Here is a 16,380-nt window from a genome sequence, read left to right on the forward strand (position 1 = left end):
ATTCCCTTACGGCTGCGCGATCTGCAGGCGACGCACCTGGATCAAACCCGGTTGTTGCGCCACGGTGACATCTAAGGCTTCCACCGAAACCCCTTGTTGCTGACTCAGCTGCTCCAGCCACGCCATCAAGGTTTCAAACTGGGTGTCCTCGACCCACAACTGCAGCTTGTCGCCCTGCGGCTGCATCCGGGCGATCCGGATCCCCGCGCTGCCCGCACTGCGGCTGGCCACTTGACTCAGGCTACCGCCCCGATTTTGAGTGGCGCCACCGGCGCCCGCTAACGTCACGTAGCGATTGGCGTCCCGCTTCACCTCGTTCAAGGCATTTTGTCCGGCTCGAACCCGCATCTCGGCCTGCTCAACCGAGTTTGCCACCGGCGTCCAGATCCCAAAATACAGCAGCGCCAATAGCAGCAAGGGCCCGGCAACCGTCATCAAACGTTGCTCAGAGGCTGCTCGACTGAACCACCACTGCTGGGCTTGTTCCCAATAGGCATTCATCATTTGGCCTTCACGGTTACCGTGCCGGTAACCCCTTGTTCGTCATTATTCAAAGCCCCGGTCTCCACCGTGAAGTCCCGGCTGGCGGTCTCGCGAAACTGCTCGAACTGAGCAAAGTCCTTACCCATCAGCTGCAATCGCACCTCGCCGCGGGTCGCATCGAAGCGCAAGCCTTCAGGGCGCACTTCAGGCTGAGCCTTAAAGGCGGGCTCCAGCTTGGCCAGCATGGCCATCAGCTCGCCACCACTGCCGCCGCCGAGGCCACGTAGCTTGGCGCGCAATTGGCTGGCCGGATTGACCACCCGCTGCTCATTAGGAAACAGTTGACGGTAGATCCGCGTTTGCTCCTCGCTCAACGCCTTTTGCTGCTGATTGAGCTGATAGACGGTCACACCATTGTGGATCAGGCCCAGCACAAACAGCACCGAGGCGGCGATCCCGACCTTGGCCCAGATCTGCACCGCCTTGCCCAGCTCCCGCGCCGGGGCATAAGGGCCGCTCATCAGGTTCACCGGTGCCTTGGCAAAGCCCTTGCACAAGCACTCCATCGGCAGCTCGAAAGGCTGCGGCTCGACCGCGATCCCCTCGGGCAGCTCATAGGGGCTGAACAAAGCCCAAGGTTGCCCTACTGGCAGCACCAAACGATCCTGCAGCGCATCCAGCCAGTCCGGCTCCAACACCTGGCCGGCGCTGTCACCGGTGCGCAGCAACAACTGCGACTCCAACTGCAACAGCGACAAGGCGGTGTCGTCGAGCCGAGGCAGCGCCAACACATCCGGCACCATCCGCTTGCAGGGCAGATCGGCGTCGGCCAGCCAAGTTTGCCACAACGCCATCTGACGATGACTGACCACGGCCACGGACAGCTGCTCGCCATGACGGGCGCCCGTGATAAAATGCAGCGCCTCGACATCCTCGGCCAGGCCCTCTTCCAACATGAAAGGCACCGCCTTCGCTGCCTGACGCTGCGCCTTGGCGGGCAGCGTCACTTCGGTCAGGGTCACCGCGCTGGCGTCCACCAACACGTCCACTGGCCGCCCCCCGGCCCGCTCGGCCAGAGTGGATAAGGCAAACGCATCCGGCAACACCCCAGAGCTGATCACGCCCCGCTGCTCGTCGGACCACGTTATCCACGGGATCGGTTGTCGGGCATGACTGCCCAGACGCACTACCAATCGTTCACTCACTGTTGGCCTCCATACTGGCGGGTTAACACCGTTAGGTTGTTATCCCCACCACGTCGCAAAATACTTTCAAGTCGAAACACCGCATTGTCCACCTGGGCCCCTGCGGTGAGTCTGAAATAGCTGCTGTCCACGCTCATTGTCGCTTTCGCTTGCGCGGACAGATCGGTTAATCGTTGCAGGCTGCGCTCTTCCCAGAACTTCTCCGTGCTCTCCCAGCCATCACCGGGTCGATTGCTGATCAGGCTCTCTGCCTCACTCAGGCTGATCTTGCCCTCCAGCATGCCAACCAGCAACGCGGCCTGATCTTCGGTGACCGTATTGACGTTCAACACCTGGCGATCCTCGCCGGGGATGGCGCAGACATAGTCGGTCAGGAACTGATACAGCTCCGGCGACGTGCCCAGCACCGCGCGCAATTCACTGTGATGCGCCATCGGTTGGTTGGGGGTGCGGTACGGGTATTCCCGCGCACTGTACTCAGGATCTTCGGCGCCAAAGCTGCCGGAGGGATCGCTGTCGCCATCGACAAAATCTTTGATCCGATCGGCCAGTAGCTCACTGGTGTAACTGTCCACATCCAGCGCATCCAGCATGGCCATAAACTGACGTGCCGCCAAGGGCTTCTGGTAGGGATCCGTCTTCTTCTCTTCGTCGGTCAGATCCTGCGACAAGCCATTGAGGTTGAAGCAGCTGCGCAGATCATCAATGGTACCGGCGATCTGGCCGTGGTCGAGCGGATAGACCACGCTCGCGGTGGCCCAATATTGCTGCAGATGTACGGTTCCGTCGGCATCCTCAAAGTCCTGCTTCAACGCCCGTTTGGCCAGCGCCTCCGACGACAGCGCATACCAGTAGGCCTGATCAAACTGATTCAGGTTGACCGTGCGCCGGATCGAGATCTGGCTGCGCTGGGTCATGGCCGTGCCGATGGTGGTGATCACCACCAGCACCAGCAACACGGTCAGCAACGCCACGCCACGCTGTCGTTTCATCGGTTGCCTCCCGCACCATTGCTGCCGCTACCTGTGCTACCGCCGCCGGTGTTGCTACCGCCGTTTTCGCTTTCGTCTTCGTCTTCCGCTGTCGCGCCCTCTTCATAACCTGCAGGGAGCATAATGTGACGGCGGATCACGCCAAGATCGGCAAGTTCAAGCTCCACCGCCACCGCATTGGGAAACACGGTGCCGTCGACTTGTCGCTCCCAGCTGGACTCGAGGTAGAAGGCAAATTTCAGATCCAGCACCCCGTCCATCATATCCAGTTCGATCGGCTCCTCACCCTCAACCGGATCCGGATACAGGGTATAGAGGCGCTGCAATTTTTCATCCTGCACCCGATAGATCACCTGCTGAACCGAGCCACGAGGCAAGCGCCCCTGCGGGTTAAGCCAGCCGAGGCGAGTAAAGCGGATCCCCTCGCCGTCGGAGTTGTACAGATTGGCGCCATGCTCAAACAGCGCGTCACCCAGCTCGCCAAACGCATCCCGGCTGGCTCGGGGGATCATCTGCCCCAGATCCCGCTCCAGCATATTCATGGTGAGCTGCAAATCCTTCAGGCGCCGCTGCGACTGCTGGCTGATCTCATCCGATTGGATCACCTGCTGCATGATCGCCGCCGTCGCCGTGCCCAGCATGGCAAATACCACCATCGCCAGCAGCACTTCAATCAAGGTAAAGCCGCGCTGGCGCCGGGCGCACGCCGCCCGCTTAGTTGGGATCAGCCACATAGGTCTGAACCTCCGCCAACACGTTATCAAATGTCTGATCCAGACTGACCGAAACCTCGATCATCCGGAGTTTTTCGTCACTGGCTTTGACCACCTTCTGGCGCCAATACCAGGTTTGCTCGGCCAGCTCGGTCTGACCATTGCGGGTGCCCACATCCGGGAAAGGGCTCTCCAACTGGGCATCCACCAAGCGGTTATGCACCACATAGTTCGCCAGCGTCCGCTCCTGCAACAAGGGGATCGCATTGAGCTGAATACTGGCGGTGTTGATGATCGCCAGTGCCGCCGTGGCGAAGATAGCCAGCGCCATCATCACCTCGATCAAGGTAAATCCACGGGCGCGCATCAGTCATCGTCCTCCTGCTCGTGCAGCCAGCCGATCCGACCCAATTGATCGCCCACCAACTCGAGCGACTCGGTATCCGTGCCACGCTCGGTGGCGCTAAACAGCACGGTGAACCCGCTCATCTCACCGGACGGCATCAGGATCAACTGTGGGTCCGGTCGCTTGCGCTTCTCCTCCTCGGAGAGCTCGAACAGCGATTGATCCAGACCAAACTCCGAGGCGCGATCCTCATCCCCCTGGCTCAATGGCAACCCTTCCAGCTCCAGGGTCATCTCCAATCCTTCCGGCAGACGACGTTCGCGGTACAGCGGATCGTGGCCCAAGACCTCCCAGCCTTCCTCATCCAGGTTCCAACGGGCAAAGAAGTAATGATCCGGCTCGATCACGATCCCTACCTGCTGGCCGGACAGCGCGGCTTCCTCCAGCGCCATCCCCACCACCAAGCTGAACTCGGTGCCAAACTTCATCATCGCCTCGCGGCGGGGATCACCACTCATCACGATGCTGACCGCACCGGCCATGACGCCGATCAGCACCACCACCAACAACAGCTCTAACAGGGTAAAGCCCCGCTGACGCGAGGCTTGAGCAAAGGATGAAGCGCGGCCCTGCGACATTACTGGTAGTCGGCCAGGTTGTAATTACAGATATCGTCTTCGGTGCCGAACTGCAGATCCGGACCGGCCGAGCAGAGATCGAACCGACCCATCTCACCCGGGCTTTGGATGTAGTAATTGCCGCCCCAAGGATCGGTTGGCAGACGCTGAATATAACCGCCTTCCTGATAGTTACGCGGCTCCGGCGAGATCGTCGGCCGGTTCACCAGCGCTTCCAACCCCTGCTCGGTGGTCGGCAATACGCTGTTGTGGGCGTAATACATGCTGATGGCGTTCTCCAGGCCGGAGATATCCGCCACGGCTTTCTGCATGTTGGCGCGATCGCGGTTACCCAAGATGTTCGGCGCCACCAGAGAGGCCAGTACACCGATGATCACCAGGACCATCATCACTTCCAGCAAGGTAAAACCTGCGGCCTTGCGGCGCGCACGCAGTTGTCGTTTCATTGGGTCAATCCTCTAAACTTTTACTTATTAAATCATTTGGTTGAGTGCAAGCATCGGCTGCAAGATCGAGATCACGATGAACATCACAAGGCCCGCCATGACCGTGATGATCATCGGTTGCATGATCGCCAATGCCACGGTGATCTGAGATTCAAATTCACGATCCTGGTTATCCGCCGCACGGCCCAGCATGCCGTCCAGCTCACCGGATTTCTCGCCCGAGGCGATCATATGCAGCATCATCGGCGGGAACAGCTTGGTTTGTTGCAGCGACGCCCGCAGCGACGCGCCTTCGCGCACCTTGGTCGTTGCTTCTTTGACCGCGGTCTTCACCTTGAGGTTCAGCAGCACGTCCGAGGCGATCTTCATCGCCTCCAGCATCGGCACGCCCGACGAGGTCAGGGTACTCAGGGTGCGGGCGAAGCGGGCGGTATTCAAGCCGCGCGACACTTTACCCACCACGGGCATATTCAGTAGAGCCTCATGCCAGCCCAGCTTAAACTTGGGGTTACGCAGGGCCTGATTGAAGCCAAGCAAGCCCAGCGCGATCAGCACCAGCACGTACAGGCCGTAGTCATTGAGCAGTTCGGAGGTATCGATCAAAAACTGGGTGGTGGCCGGCAGCGCCGAGCCCATGTGCTCAAACTGAGAGACCACGGTCGGCACCACCGAGGTGAGGAGATACACCACCACGGAGATCGACACCAACGTCAAGATCGTGGGATAAACCAGGGCCTGGATCAGCTTGGAGTTAAGCTCCTGCTTACGCTCGGTGTAATCCGCCAACCGCTCCAGCACCACCTCCAGGTGGCCCGATTTCTCACCGGAGGCCACCATGGCGACGAACAGCTCATCGAACACCCTGGGGTAATCCGCCATCGATTCGGCCAGCGAGTAGCCTTCCACCACTTTGGCCCGCACCGCCATCATCATGCTTTTCAGCCGGGGCGATTCGTTTTGCTCCGCCACCGCCTTCAAACACTCCTCCAGCGGCAAGCCGCCGGCGACCAGTGTCGACATCTGTCGGGTGATCAACGCCAGATCCTTCGCGCTGATCTTAGGCTCAAACAGCTGACCGATGGAGAATCCGGACGACGCCGCCTTCTTCTCGCGCTGCGCCGCGGCTTCCAGTGACACCGGCATCAACTGCTTTTCACGCAAGGCCGCGCGGGCCTGCTTGGCGGTGTCGGCCTCGATCACTCCTTTGACCTGACGGCCCTTGAGATCGAGTGCCTGATATTCGAACGCTGCCATGACTTACTCCTCCCGCGTCACCCGCAACACCTCTTCCAAGGTGGTTTGACCGGCCAGCACCTTGCTAAAGCCATCTTCGCGAATGGAAGGCACGGTCTGGCGCAGGTAGCGCTCGATGGCAAGCTCACCCTTGCCACCGTGGATCAGCTCACGGATGGTGTCATCCACCTCCAGCAATTCATGGATCCCAGTACGGCCCTTATAGCCGCCCTGGTTACAAGCCTCACAGCCCTGCGGCTGATAGATCACCACATCCGTATCCGGCGCCAATCCCATCAACTCGCGTTCGCGCTCGGTCGGCGCATGCGGCTGTTTGCACTCGTTGCACAAGGTTCGCACCAGACGCTGTGCCACCACGCCCAACAAGGACGAGGACACCAGGAAGGGCTCAACACCCATGTCCTGCAAACGGGTCACCGCACCCGAGGCGGTGTTGGTGTGCAGGGTCGACATCACCAGGTGACCGGTCAACGACGCCTGTACGGCGATCTGGCCGGTTTCCAAGTCCCGGATCTCACCGACCATCACCACGTCCGGATCCTGACGCAAGATCGCGCGCAGACCACGGGCAAAGGTCATATCGACCTTGGTGTTTACCTGCGTCTGGCCGATCCCTTCCAGCTCGTACTCGATCGGATCTTCCACTGTCAGGATATTGCGGTCGCGACTGTTGATGTCGGTCAAGCCGGCATACAGGGTGGTGGACTTACCGGAGCCGGTCGGGCCGGTCACCAGCAAAATACCGTGCGGGCGGCGGATCAACACATTGAAGCGATCGCGAATGCCCTGGGACATGCCCAACTGCTTGAGGTTCAGCACCGATTGGTTCTTATCGAGCAAACGCATCACCACCCGCTCACCGCGGGAGCTGGGCATGGTCGACACCCGCACATCGACGGCACGGCCACCAATGCGCAGTGAGATACGGCCATCCTGTGGCACCCGCTTCTCGGCGATGTCCAGCTTGGCCATTACCTTGATCCGCGACACCAACAAAGAGGCGATCTTACGCTGCTGCTTGAGCACCTCACGCAGCACGCCATCCACTCGGAAGCGTACCACCAGCTCTTTTTCATAGGTTTCAACGTGGATATCGGACGCACCCACCTTGATGGACTCGGACAACAGGGCGTTGATCAAACGAATGATCGGCGCATCGTCGTCAGCATCGAGCAGATCCTCCGTCTCCGGCAGCTCATCTGCCAAAGAGGTCAGATCGTCGTCTTTGCCGATGTCTTCCATCAGCTGCTGCGCCTCGGAGGAGTCCTGCTGATACAGCTCGGTCAGGCGCAGATCAAACGCACTGCGCGCCATCGGCTGCAGCGGCAATGGCTCGCCGTAGAAACGACGGGCCTCGGTTAATGCGGATAGGTTGGCCTCTTCAACGTGACACAACGTCGGCGGCTGCAGCGCATCGTCGATCATCACCCCGAAGCGACGGGCGAAGGCAAACGGCAGTCGACGCGCGTCGACCGCCTCCTCGCTCACCTCGGACGGCACATCCGTTGAGATCGGATCAGTCATCGGTCGACTCCGCCCCGGCCTGATCCTTACCCAGCGCCTTGTTCATCCAACCACTCTCATCACGCAGTGGGGTTTGCATCTCTTCACCGGACTGGTGACGCTGCAATAACTCCATGATCTCAGGGCTCATGCCATCCGGCACCACCCACTCCTCCAGCACCGGCACATCGGTGTTCGGCATCAGGTTGATACCACGCTCCTGCTGCTTGAGCTGCTCGGCGCGGAAGTAATTGTATTTGCGACCGGCAATCCCCGTCATTGTGCTGCCATCACGGATAATGGTCGGCTTAATGAAGATCATCAGGTTGCGCTTGCTCTTCTTGGAGCTGGTCGAGCTGAACAGGTGGCCGATCACCGGGATATCCCCCAGCAGCGGCACCTTAGATACGGACTCCTGCACATCCTCGTTAAGCAAGCCCCCCAGCACCACAGTTTCGCCGGAATCGGCCAGTACCGTGGTGGTCAGAGTACGTTTACCAAAGGTCACATCCACCGCCGTACGGCCGTTGACGTTAGACACCTCCTGCTCGATCTGCAGCTGCACCGCATTGCCTTCGTTGATCTGCGGGGTCACCGTCAGCTTGATCCCCACCTCTCTACGCTCAACCGTAGTAAACGGATTCTCGTTATTGGAGCCGGACGCCGAGCCGGTGATCACCGGCACCTCATCACCCACCACGAAGCTGGCCTCTTCATTGTCCAACGTGGTGATGGAAGGCGTCGCCAGTACGTTGGAGTTGGAATCCGACGCCACCGCCTGGATCAATGCACCAAAGTCGCCGGAGGCCACGCCCCAAGCCATGCCATTCACCTTCGCCAAAGCCGAAGCCAAGGTGGAAATATCGCCATCCACATCTGGGTTCTCGGTACAGGTTTCTCCGGTACACACCGTCGACCCTTCGGTTGGCCGTGCATCCCAAACCCCTGCACCGATCTCACCGATGGTGGTACCAAAGCCTGAGTTGTATTGCACCAGACCACCGCTGGCCGAACCGTACTGGACGCTGAAGCCGACTTCGTCACCCTCGGCGATCTCCACGATGATCGCCTCCACCAACACCTGGGCACGTCGGATATCAAGCTGACGGATCACGCTCTCCAGCGTATTGAGTTGATCCGGCTGAGCATTGAGTACCAGCGCATTAGATTCCGCGTGCGCCATGATGGTGATCTCATTGCGGCGACGGGATTGCTGTTGCCCAGCATCCTCCTGCTGCAGGCTCTCGGCAAAGCCAGACAACACCTGCTGCAGATCTTCCGCCTTGGCGTACTTGAGATAGATCACCTTGGTGTTGCCCGAGCTCTTCATGTCCTGATCCAGCTCACGCACCAGATCGGCCGCACGCTTACGCGCCCGCTCATCACCGCTGATCACCACAGAGTTGGTGCGCTCATCGGCCACCACTTTCGGGATCGAGCCCGCACCGGTGGCCGCCTGCTGACCGCCACCGCGATACAGCGCATCGATGATCCGCACCATCTCACCGGCCGAGGCGTAGCTCAGCTTCACCACCTCCACCTTGGTATCGCCCTGCAGATCGACCCGCTTGATGATCTCCACCAGCTTATTCACCGTCACGGCCCGCCCGGTGATCATCATCACGTTGGAAGGATCGTAGTTCACCACGTTGCCGCCACGGGCGTTGTCGTTGAGCTGACGCAGCAGCGGGGCCAACTGCTTGGCCTCCACGTTGTACAGCGGCACGATGCGGGTCACCATCTCATCGCCGTTGCCCGGATCATTCTCATCCGCCACCCGGATATTCTGATCCTTGGCGTCTTTGTCCTTCACCACCTTGATGATGTTGCTGTCTGGCATCTCGACAATGGCGTAGCCGTACACTTGCAGCACGTTGAGGAAGAACTGGTAATACTGATCTTCACTGAGCAGATCATAACTGCGCACATTGATCTTGCCGCGCACGGTCGGGTCGACAATGATGGTCTTCTCCAGGTTCTTACCAACAATGTTGATGAACTCCTGAATATCGGTGCCTTTAAAATTGGCGGCGTATTGAGCCGGCTCTTGGGCCACTGCAAATGTGGCGGCCCCGGCGATCATACCCGCAAGGATCTGGTTGCGGATCCAAGGCAGTCGGCGCTGCTTCAAAGTCATGGTGCTTCCTTCGCTCGAAATCGTTTATTGGGAGGGCAGGGCAAAATCGATCTGGGTCAACTGCCCGTCACGCTCCACCATCAAAGAGGCATCGGTGAGCTCTTGAAGCTCGCCCATTAACTGCGCCGCCTCTGCCAAATTGGTCAGGTCATAGCCGTTGACGGAAACCGCAATGTCATTGGGCTTCAAGCCCGACGCCATAAACAGCTCACGCCCTTCCCGGCCCGGGTTCAAGCGGTAGCCGCGCAAGGCCCCGTCACTCCGTACCGGTGAAAAACTGATAAAATCGGTGATCTTGCCTGGATCGGCCAGCAAGGCCTCGCGCACTTGGGCCACCGCTTGGTTGGCGCCAGAGCTGGCTTGACTGGATGGGCGCGGCTCGCGCAGCCGCTGAGTCTCATTGGACATCTCACGGGTGTATTCCATCCCATCCAACATCAGGGTCTCATAGCGCCCCTGATTGAGAATGATGGCCCGATCGGCATACACCTCATGCAAACTGGCATTGGTGCTCTTGATCTTCTCACCAATACTATAGGTCTCTTGCGAGCCGCCGCTCTCGATGATGGCGATCCCCCGCTCCTCAATAGAGCTGGCGACCAGTCCGGTCAGCAAAATACGCAAGGAGGTTTTGGGCGCATCGGTGATCAGATCCCGTGCCACCGGCTCCGGGGTGGCCACCTCCGGCTTCGCATCCGGGGTGCCAAACAGCTTCAGTGACAGCAGCGGCGCCAGTGACACATTGCCGGACTGCCCGCCCTGCTGCGGCGTGGGTCGCCAGTTGGCCGTATCCGTGCCAGGCTCGGGCAACAATTGCCAGGTCATCAGCGCGGCCAGATACAGGGAGCACACCACGAGAATAAGAGTGAGGATCTTAGCCACAGGGGCTTGCGGGATCCTTGCCAGCCAACGCTGGATGGGTAGAGATAAATCCATCGGTCGGGAAACTGATTATCCTGCGCCAGGGAAACTCCCCGCGCTTGCTGAATTTGAAAGGTTTGATGCTAACTTACGCCATTGGTCAGCAACAAGCCAGAGTGGCCAGATGCCCAATTCATAGCGAAAAATGACCAATTATGCTAACTTTCTCCGCCCTAATAAGCTGTGAAGCTCGCCCCTCTTTTCCTACCCTAGGGCTTTTGTGTGTCAAAACAACGCTCAAACGAACAAAATAGCACCGAACTGAATTCGGTTCGGTTGGATAAGTGGCTCTGGGCCGCCCGATTCTACAAAACCCGTGCGCTGGCACAGGAGATGATCAACGGCGGCAAGGTCCAGGTGAATGGTCAGCGCAATAAGCCCAGCCGTAAGCTGGAGCGCGGCGCCACTCTAACCTTGTGGCAAGGCCATGACGAGAAGGAGATCGTGATCCTAGCGCTGTCAGAGAAGCGCCTTAGCGCCCCCCTGGCACAAGCGCTCTATGAGGAAACGGAACTCAGCGTAGAGAAACGAGCCGAGCGAGCCGAGCAACGTCGCCTGTTGGCGGATGCGGATCACACCGCGCGCCGCCCAGACAAGAAACAGCGACGCCAACTTCTTCGTGTCAAACACCAGGACGAGTAAAACCATGACTCAATCCGACAAGCTCTACCGTTACCTGTTCGACAAAGCGGATGTCCGCGGCGAACTGGTGCAACTGAAAGACAGCTACCAGCAGATCCTCGCGGCCGCCGACTACCCGGCTCCGATCAAGCGCCTGCTGGGTGAAACCTTGGCGGCCACCGCCATGCTGACCGCCACCCTCAAGTTCGAAGGGGAGATCGCGGTGCAGATCCAGGGCGATGGCCCGCTGCGCCTGCTGGTGATCAACGGCACCCACGACAACGTCCTGCGCGGCGTCGCCCGCTTTGAGGGCGAAGTGCCAGAGGGCGATCTGCAGAGCCAGATCGGCCAGGGCCACCTGGTGATCACCATCACCCCAACCGATGGCGAGCGCTATCAGGGGATCGTGGCGCTGGACAAGCCGAGCCTGGCCGCCAACATCGAGCAGTACTTTGCCCAGTCAGAGCAGCTCAACACCCGCCTGTGGCTGCACACCGACGAGCAACACGCCGCCGGCATGCTGCTGCAGCAATTGCCCGCCAGCAACGTGCAAACCGAGGTCGAGTTTGAGCACCTCGAAGCGCTGACCGACACCATCAAAGCGGACGAGCTGTTCACGCTCGAAGCGCAGGATGTGCTGTACCGCCTCTATCATGAAGAGTCCGTGCAGTTGTTCGATCCAAGCGACGTCAGCTTCAAGTGCGGCTGTTCTCGCGAGCGCAGTCTGTCGGCACTGGCCACGGTCGCCAAGGCCGAGCTGGATGCCATCATCGCCGAGCGCGGCCACATCGAGATGCACTGCGATTACTGCAACACCAGCTACCGTTTCGACGCGGTCGATGTCGCTGGCGCCAACGTCGCCCTCGCGCCGAGCAGTGACAGCCAGCACTGAGTTGCGCCCTCTCGACTCGATTCTGTAAGAAAAAGCTGCCTTTCGGCGGCTTTTTTATTTTGTGATAGCCATCACGCCTATCCCGCTTTGGCGCCGACTGAGATACACTCACCTTGCCAGATCAGAGCCAGGAAATGGCCGATCATTCAAACCGATCATCAGCAGATGTCTGACTACGATCGGTTATATACCAAGGACCGAGGAGAGAGATATGGCAGCAATCCGGCAGGATCTGAGCAACGCAATGTTGGTCGAAGCCGCAATCCGCCGCAACGAAGGACAACTCGCCGCCAATGGCGCACTGGTTGTTGAAACCGGACACCGCACCGGACGCAGTCCCAAGGACCGCTTCATTGTGCAGGAGCCCAGTACCGCGGCTCAGATCGACTGGGGCCCGGTCAACCGACCTTTTGACCCGGGTCAGTTCGATGCTCTATGGCAGCGGGTCGAACAGCACCTGGACGAACAAGAGCACTTTCTGTCTCATCTTGAGGTGGGCGCCGATCCCGAGTACTCCTTGCCGCTGCAAGTACGCACCGAAACCGCCTGGCACCAACTGTTTGCCCGCAACCTGTTTATCGTGCCACAGCAATGGAACCAAGCCGACAAGCCGGTCTGGCAGATCCTCAACGTACCCAGTTTTCAGTGCGATCCCGAGCGCGACGGCACCCACTCCGACGGCGCGGTGATCATCCACTTTGCCGAGCGCAAGGTCTTGCTGGCGGGCATGCGTTACGCCGGCGAGATGAAGAAGTCCATGTTCTCGGTACAGAACTTCCTGCTGCCGGCCAAGGGCGTGCTGCCGATGCACTGCTCTGCCAACGTCGGCGAAGAGGGTGATACCACCCTATTCTTCGGCCTGTCCGGCACCGGCAAAACCACGCTGTCGGCCGATCCCAAGCGCGCGCTGATCGGCGACGACGAACACGGCTGGGCCCCCGGCGGTGTCTTCAACATCGAAGGCGGTTGCTACGCCAAGTGCATCGATCTGTCCCACAAAAACGAACCGGTGATCTGGGATGCCATCCACTTCGGCACCGTACTGGAAAACGTCGTCCTCGATCCGCAGCGCCAACCGGATTATCGCGACACCCGGCTAACCCAAAACAGCCGCGCCGCCTATCCACTGGAGCACATTGCCCACCGCGTCGAGGCCAACCGGGGGGCGGAGCCCCACGCCGTGGTGTTCCTCACCTGTGATGTCTCGGGCGTGCTGCCACCGGTCGCCAAGCTGTCGAAAGAGGCCGCGGCCTACCACTTCCTGTCCGGTTACACCGCCAAGGTCGGCAGCACCGAGATCGGCTCCAGCGCCGCCATCGAATCCACCTTCTCCACCTGCTTTGGTGCCCCCTTCTTCCCACGCCCGGCCGGTGTCTACGCCGAGTTGCTGATGGAGCGGATCGCGCGCTTTGACAGCCAGGTCTACCTGGTCAATACCGGCTGGACCGGCGGCCCCTTTGATCAGGGACAGCGCTTTTCCATCCCCACCACCCGAGCGATCATCGACGCCATCGTCTCCGGCGCGTTAGCCCAGGTTGAGACCCAACACCTGCCTCAGCTGAATCTGGATGTCCCCATCGCCATCCCCGGCGTCGACAGCGCGCTGCTCAACCCACGCCAGACCTGGCAGGATCCGGCCCAGTACGATCAGTACGCCGCCAAACTGGTGGCGGAGTTCCAGGCCAACTTCAACCAATACGATGTGGCCGACACCATCGTCGCGGCCGGCCCCCAGGGCTGAGCCACACCGGCAAGAAAAAACGCGAAGCCCATGGCTTCGCGTTTTTTTGGCAAAAGCCTATTGCGACAGCGGCTCATCCTCTCGTTTAGGCAGGCGGATCTTCACCTCGAGGCCGCCCTCCCGCCGATTGGCCACGTGGATCTCGCCGCCGTGGCGATCGATGATCCGCTTGACGATCGCCAGGCCCAGGCCCGAGCCTGCGCCGCCCCGGGCCTTATCGCCCTGACGAAAAGGTTCGAACATTTGCCGCAATAACTTCAGCGGAATGCCCTCACCATTGTCCTCCACCTTAAACCAGACCCAGTGCCGCTCCTCGCCGGAGCTGATCCGCACCCAACCGTTGCCATAACGCTGCGCATTCTCCAGCAGATTATTGATCACCCGCTTGATCGCCACAGGCTGCAGCCGCACCGGCGTGGAATCGGTCAGCGCCAACGCCAACTCATTGCCCCGCACCTCTTCCAGATGACCCACCTCCGCCAACAGCTCATTGAGGCTGACCGGCTCAATGGTTTCATCCTCGTGCCCGCGGATAAAGGCGATAAACTGATCGATGATGGCATTCATATCATCGATATCATGCTCGATCCCCTCCTTGAGGAAGGTATCCTCACCGCTCATCATCTCAGTCGAAAGCCGGATCCGGGTCAGCGGCGTACGCAGATCATGCGACACCCCCGCCAGCAACAGCTTACGATCCGACTCCAGCTCGGCCATCGAGCGTGACATCTGATTAAACGCCTTGGTCACCTCCACCACCTCGGCCGAGCCCGACAGCGGCAACGGCTTAGGAAAGTGCTCGCGCGACACCGCCAGTGCCGCCCTCTGTAACCGGCGCAGCGGCCGCGACTGCAGACGTGCCAACCACCAACCGCCCAGCACCGACAAAAAGCCGATCACCAGCAGGTAGATCGCCAGCGGATTGTTGACAAAGGATTCATCAAAACTGGACAAGGGCACCCGGATCCACGCCTGTGGCGCCTGTGGCGGCTGGATCCACACCAGATAACGCCGGCCGGTGGTCAATCGAACCTGCGCATCACCGCCCAGATATTCACCCATCTGATCCGACAATAAGCGGTAATGGGTCGCCTGCTCCAGCCCCGCCATCCTGGCCTCCACCTCGGTGAAGGCATCCATATGGGGATCGTCCGCCAACTTGGACTTCAACGCATCGAGCGGGGTCAGATGCTCGATATCCAGCGGCAGATCATGAAACGCCAGATCAACCTGCCGCGCCAGCAACTGGACGATCTGCTGGGTCGACGGCTTCACCACATAGATCGCCATCGACAGATAGGACACCAGCTGATTGATCAGCAAAAGGAAGCCGATCAGCAACACCGTCTGACCGAAATTACTGCGGGGCAGGATCCCCCAGCGCACTAGTGGGCCGCCCCATCCGGCACAAAGACATAGCCCAATCCCCACACGGTCTGGATATAGCGAGGATTGGAGGGATCGTCCTCGATCAACCGCCGTAAGCGGGATACCTGCACATCGATAGAGCGCTCCAGCGCGCTGTAATCCCGCCCCCGCGCCTGATTCATCAGCTTATCCCGACTCATCGGGGTCCGCGGGTGGCTCACCAACACCTTAAGCACGGCAAACTCGCCGGAGGTAAGCGGCACACTCTCGCCCGCCTTGAACATCTCCCGGGTCGCCAGATTGAGGCTGTGCTCGCCAAACTCGATCAGCTCCTCGGTTTGCGAAGGCGCGCCAGGCACCTCATTGGGCCGACGGCGCAATACCGCCCGGATCCGCGCCAGCAGCTCCCGCGGGTTGAATGGCTTGGGCAGGTAATCATCGGCGCCCAATTCGAGGCCGATGATCCGATCCACCTCATCGCCCTTGGCCGTCAGCATCACGATTGGGATCGGATTCTCCTTCTCCCGCAAACGACGACAGATAGACAACCCATCTTCGCCCGGCAGCATCAGATCCAGCACCAGCAGGTGAAAGTTCTCCCGCTCCAAGTGGCGATCCATCTGCTCAGCATTGGCCGCTGCGCGCACCTGAAAGCCCTGCTCAACCAGATAACGCTCCAGCAAGCCGCGCAAACGGATGTCATCATCGACAACCAGCACCTTGTTGGTTTCCTGTTCCATAGCCATTTGATATTGCCTTAAAAAATGGTCCCTAGGTCATTCTAAGCACAGCGCTGACATTGTCACCAAAATTGCGTTAGCAACTTAGTTGCAAGGTGTGTCAGTCGAAACGGTTGTAGCTGATCCGATTGACATACCACACCTTCTCACCCGCCGGCGTCTTCACCATCACCTCATCGTCCACCGCCTTGCCGAGCATAGTCCGAGCCAACTGTGAGTTGATGCTGATCTTCCTTTCGATGACATTGAACTCATCGGCCCCTACCAGCTGATATTGCTTGTGCTCCCCCCCCTGTTCCGACTCCAGCTCCAGCCATGCGCCAAAGAACGCCTTGCCCTATTGCCGTGGGTCCGGATCCACCATCGGCAGCACCTCCATC

General features: G+C 59.8%; 16 protein-coding genes and 1 pseudogene. 3 read left to right on the plus strand and 14 right to left on the minus strand.

Annotated elements, in window-relative coordinates; all coding sequences use genetic code 11:
- Positions 1-6: 6 nt before the first annotated feature.
- From gspM to gspC, 11 genes are read right to left on the minus strand one after another with little or no spacing between them, the layout of a single operon-like run.
- Entirely contained in the window at positions 7-501 is a 495-nt protein-coding gene (gene gspM / locus ABEA08_RS13215; protein ID WP_345335797.1) for a type II secretion system protein GspM, read from the minus strand.
- Entirely contained in the window at positions 501-1,688 is a 1,188-nt protein-coding gene (gspL, locus tag ABEA08_RS13220; RefSeq protein ID WP_345335798.1) for a type II secretion system protein GspL, read from the minus strand. The genes gspM and gspL overlap by 1 nt, the downstream gene beginning before the upstream one ends.
- Positions 1,685-2,680, minus strand: a complete 996-nt coding sequence (gspK, locus tag ABEA08_RS13225) for a type II secretion system minor pseudopilin GspK (RefSeq protein WP_345335799.1) — start codon at positions 2,678-2,680, stop codon at positions 1,685-1,687. The genes gspL and gspK overlap by 4 nt, the downstream gene beginning before the upstream one ends.
- The gene (gene gspJ, locus ABEA08_RS13230) at positions 2,677-3,414 is read right to left on the minus strand and encodes a type II secretion system minor pseudopilin GspJ (protein WP_345335800.1); all 738 of its coding nucleotides are present in this window, start codon (positions 3,412-3,414) and stop codon (positions 2,677-2,679) included. The genes gspK and gspJ overlap by 4 nt, the downstream gene beginning before the upstream one ends.
- On the minus strand, positions 3,395-3,760 hold the full coding sequence (gene gspI, locus ABEA08_RS13235) for a type II secretion system minor pseudopilin GspI (protein ID WP_345335801.1): 366 nt from the start codon (positions 3,758-3,760) through the stop codon (positions 3,395-3,397). Before gspI ends, gspJ begins: the two co-directional genes overlap by 20 nt.
- Positions 3,760-4,377, minus strand: coding sequence for a type II secretion system minor pseudopilin GspH (gspH, locus tag ABEA08_RS13240; RefSeq protein WP_345335802.1), 618 nt, complete (start codon positions 4,375-4,377; stop codon positions 3,760-3,762). Before gspH ends, gspI begins: the two co-directional genes overlap by 1 nt.
- A complete protein-coding gene (gene gspG, locus ABEA08_RS13245; protein ID WP_345335828.1) occupies positions 4,377-4,811 on the minus strand; it encodes a type II secretion system major pseudopilin GspG in 435 nt (144 codons plus the stop codon). The genes gspH and gspG overlap by 1 nt, the downstream gene beginning before the upstream one ends.
- A gap of 39 nt (positions 4,812-4,850) precedes the next feature.
- Complete coding sequence (gene gspF / locus ABEA08_RS13250) at positions 4,851-6,077, minus strand: type II secretion system inner membrane protein GspF (RefSeq protein WP_345335803.1); 1,227 nt, start codon at positions 6,075-6,077, stop codon at positions 4,851-4,853.
- A 3-nt stretch (positions 6,078-6,080) separates the two neighbouring features.
- On the minus strand, positions 6,081-7,601 hold the full coding sequence (gene gspE / locus ABEA08_RS13255; protein ID WP_345335804.1) for a type II secretion system ATPase GspE: 1,521 nt from the start codon (positions 7,599-7,601) through the stop codon (positions 6,081-6,083).
- On the minus strand, positions 7,594-9,717 hold the full coding sequence (gene gspD / locus ABEA08_RS13260) for a type II secretion system secretin GspD (protein WP_345335805.1): 2,124 nt from the start codon (positions 9,715-9,717) through the stop codon (positions 7,594-7,596). Before gspD ends, gspE begins: the two co-directional genes overlap by 8 nt.
- Positions 9,718-9,741: 24 nt before the next feature.
- Complete coding sequence (gspC, locus tag ABEA08_RS13265; protein ID WP_345335806.1) at positions 9,742-10,653, minus strand: type II secretion system protein GspC; 912 nt, start codon at positions 10,651-10,653, stop codon at positions 9,742-9,744.
- 207 nt (positions 10,654-10,860) lie between these two features.
- On the opposite strand from gspC, the gene hslR reads away from it, so the two are divergent.
- From hslR to ABEA08_RS13280, 3 genes are all read left to right on the plus strand, one after another.
- Positions 10,861-11,280, plus strand: coding sequence for a ribosome-associated heat shock protein Hsp15 (gene hslR / locus ABEA08_RS13270; protein WP_345335807.1), 420 nt, complete (start codon positions 10,861-10,863; stop codon positions 11,278-11,280).
- Positions 11,281-11,284: 4 nt separating this feature from the next.
- On the plus strand, positions 11,285-12,151 hold the full coding sequence (gene hslO, locus ABEA08_RS13275; RefSeq protein WP_345335809.1) for an Hsp33 family molecular chaperone HslO: 867 nt from the start codon (positions 11,285-11,287) through the stop codon (positions 12,149-12,151).
- A 211-nt stretch (positions 12,152-12,362) separates the two neighbouring features.
- The gene (locus ABEA08_RS13280; protein WP_345335810.1) at positions 12,363-13,892 is read left to right on the plus strand and encodes a phosphoenolpyruvate carboxykinase; all 1,530 of its coding nucleotides are present in this window, start codon (positions 12,363-12,365) and stop codon (positions 13,890-13,892) included.
- A gap of 57 nt (positions 13,893-13,949) precedes the next feature.
- Here ABEA08_RS13280 and envZ read toward each other — a convergent pair whose 3' ends face one another.
- From envZ to ABEA08_RS13295, 3 genes and pseudogenes are all read right to left on the minus strand, one after another.
- A complete protein-coding gene (gene envZ, locus ABEA08_RS13285) occupies positions 13,950-15,278 on the minus strand; it encodes a two-component system sensor histidine kinase EnvZ (protein WP_345335811.1) in 1,329 nt (442 codons plus the stop codon).
- Positions 15,278-16,006, minus strand: a complete 729-nt coding sequence (gene ompR, locus ABEA08_RS13290) for an osmolarity response regulator transcription factor OmpR (protein ID WP_345335812.1) — start codon at positions 16,004-16,006, stop codon at positions 15,278-15,280. Before ompR ends, envZ begins: the two co-directional genes overlap by 1 nt.
- Positions 16,007-16,100: 94 nt before the next feature.
- Positions 16,101-16,322: pseudogene (locus ABEA08_RS13295) on the minus strand (GreA/GreB family elongation factor); the annotation flags it as partial.
- Between the last annotated feature and the right edge of the window lie 58 nt (positions 16,323-16,380).

The organism is Ferrimonas pelagia (assembly GCF_039543565.1).
In the GTDB taxonomy this organism is placed as follows: domain Bacteria; phylum Pseudomonadota; class Gammaproteobacteria; order Enterobacterales; family Shewanellaceae; genus Ferrimonas; species Ferrimonas pelagia.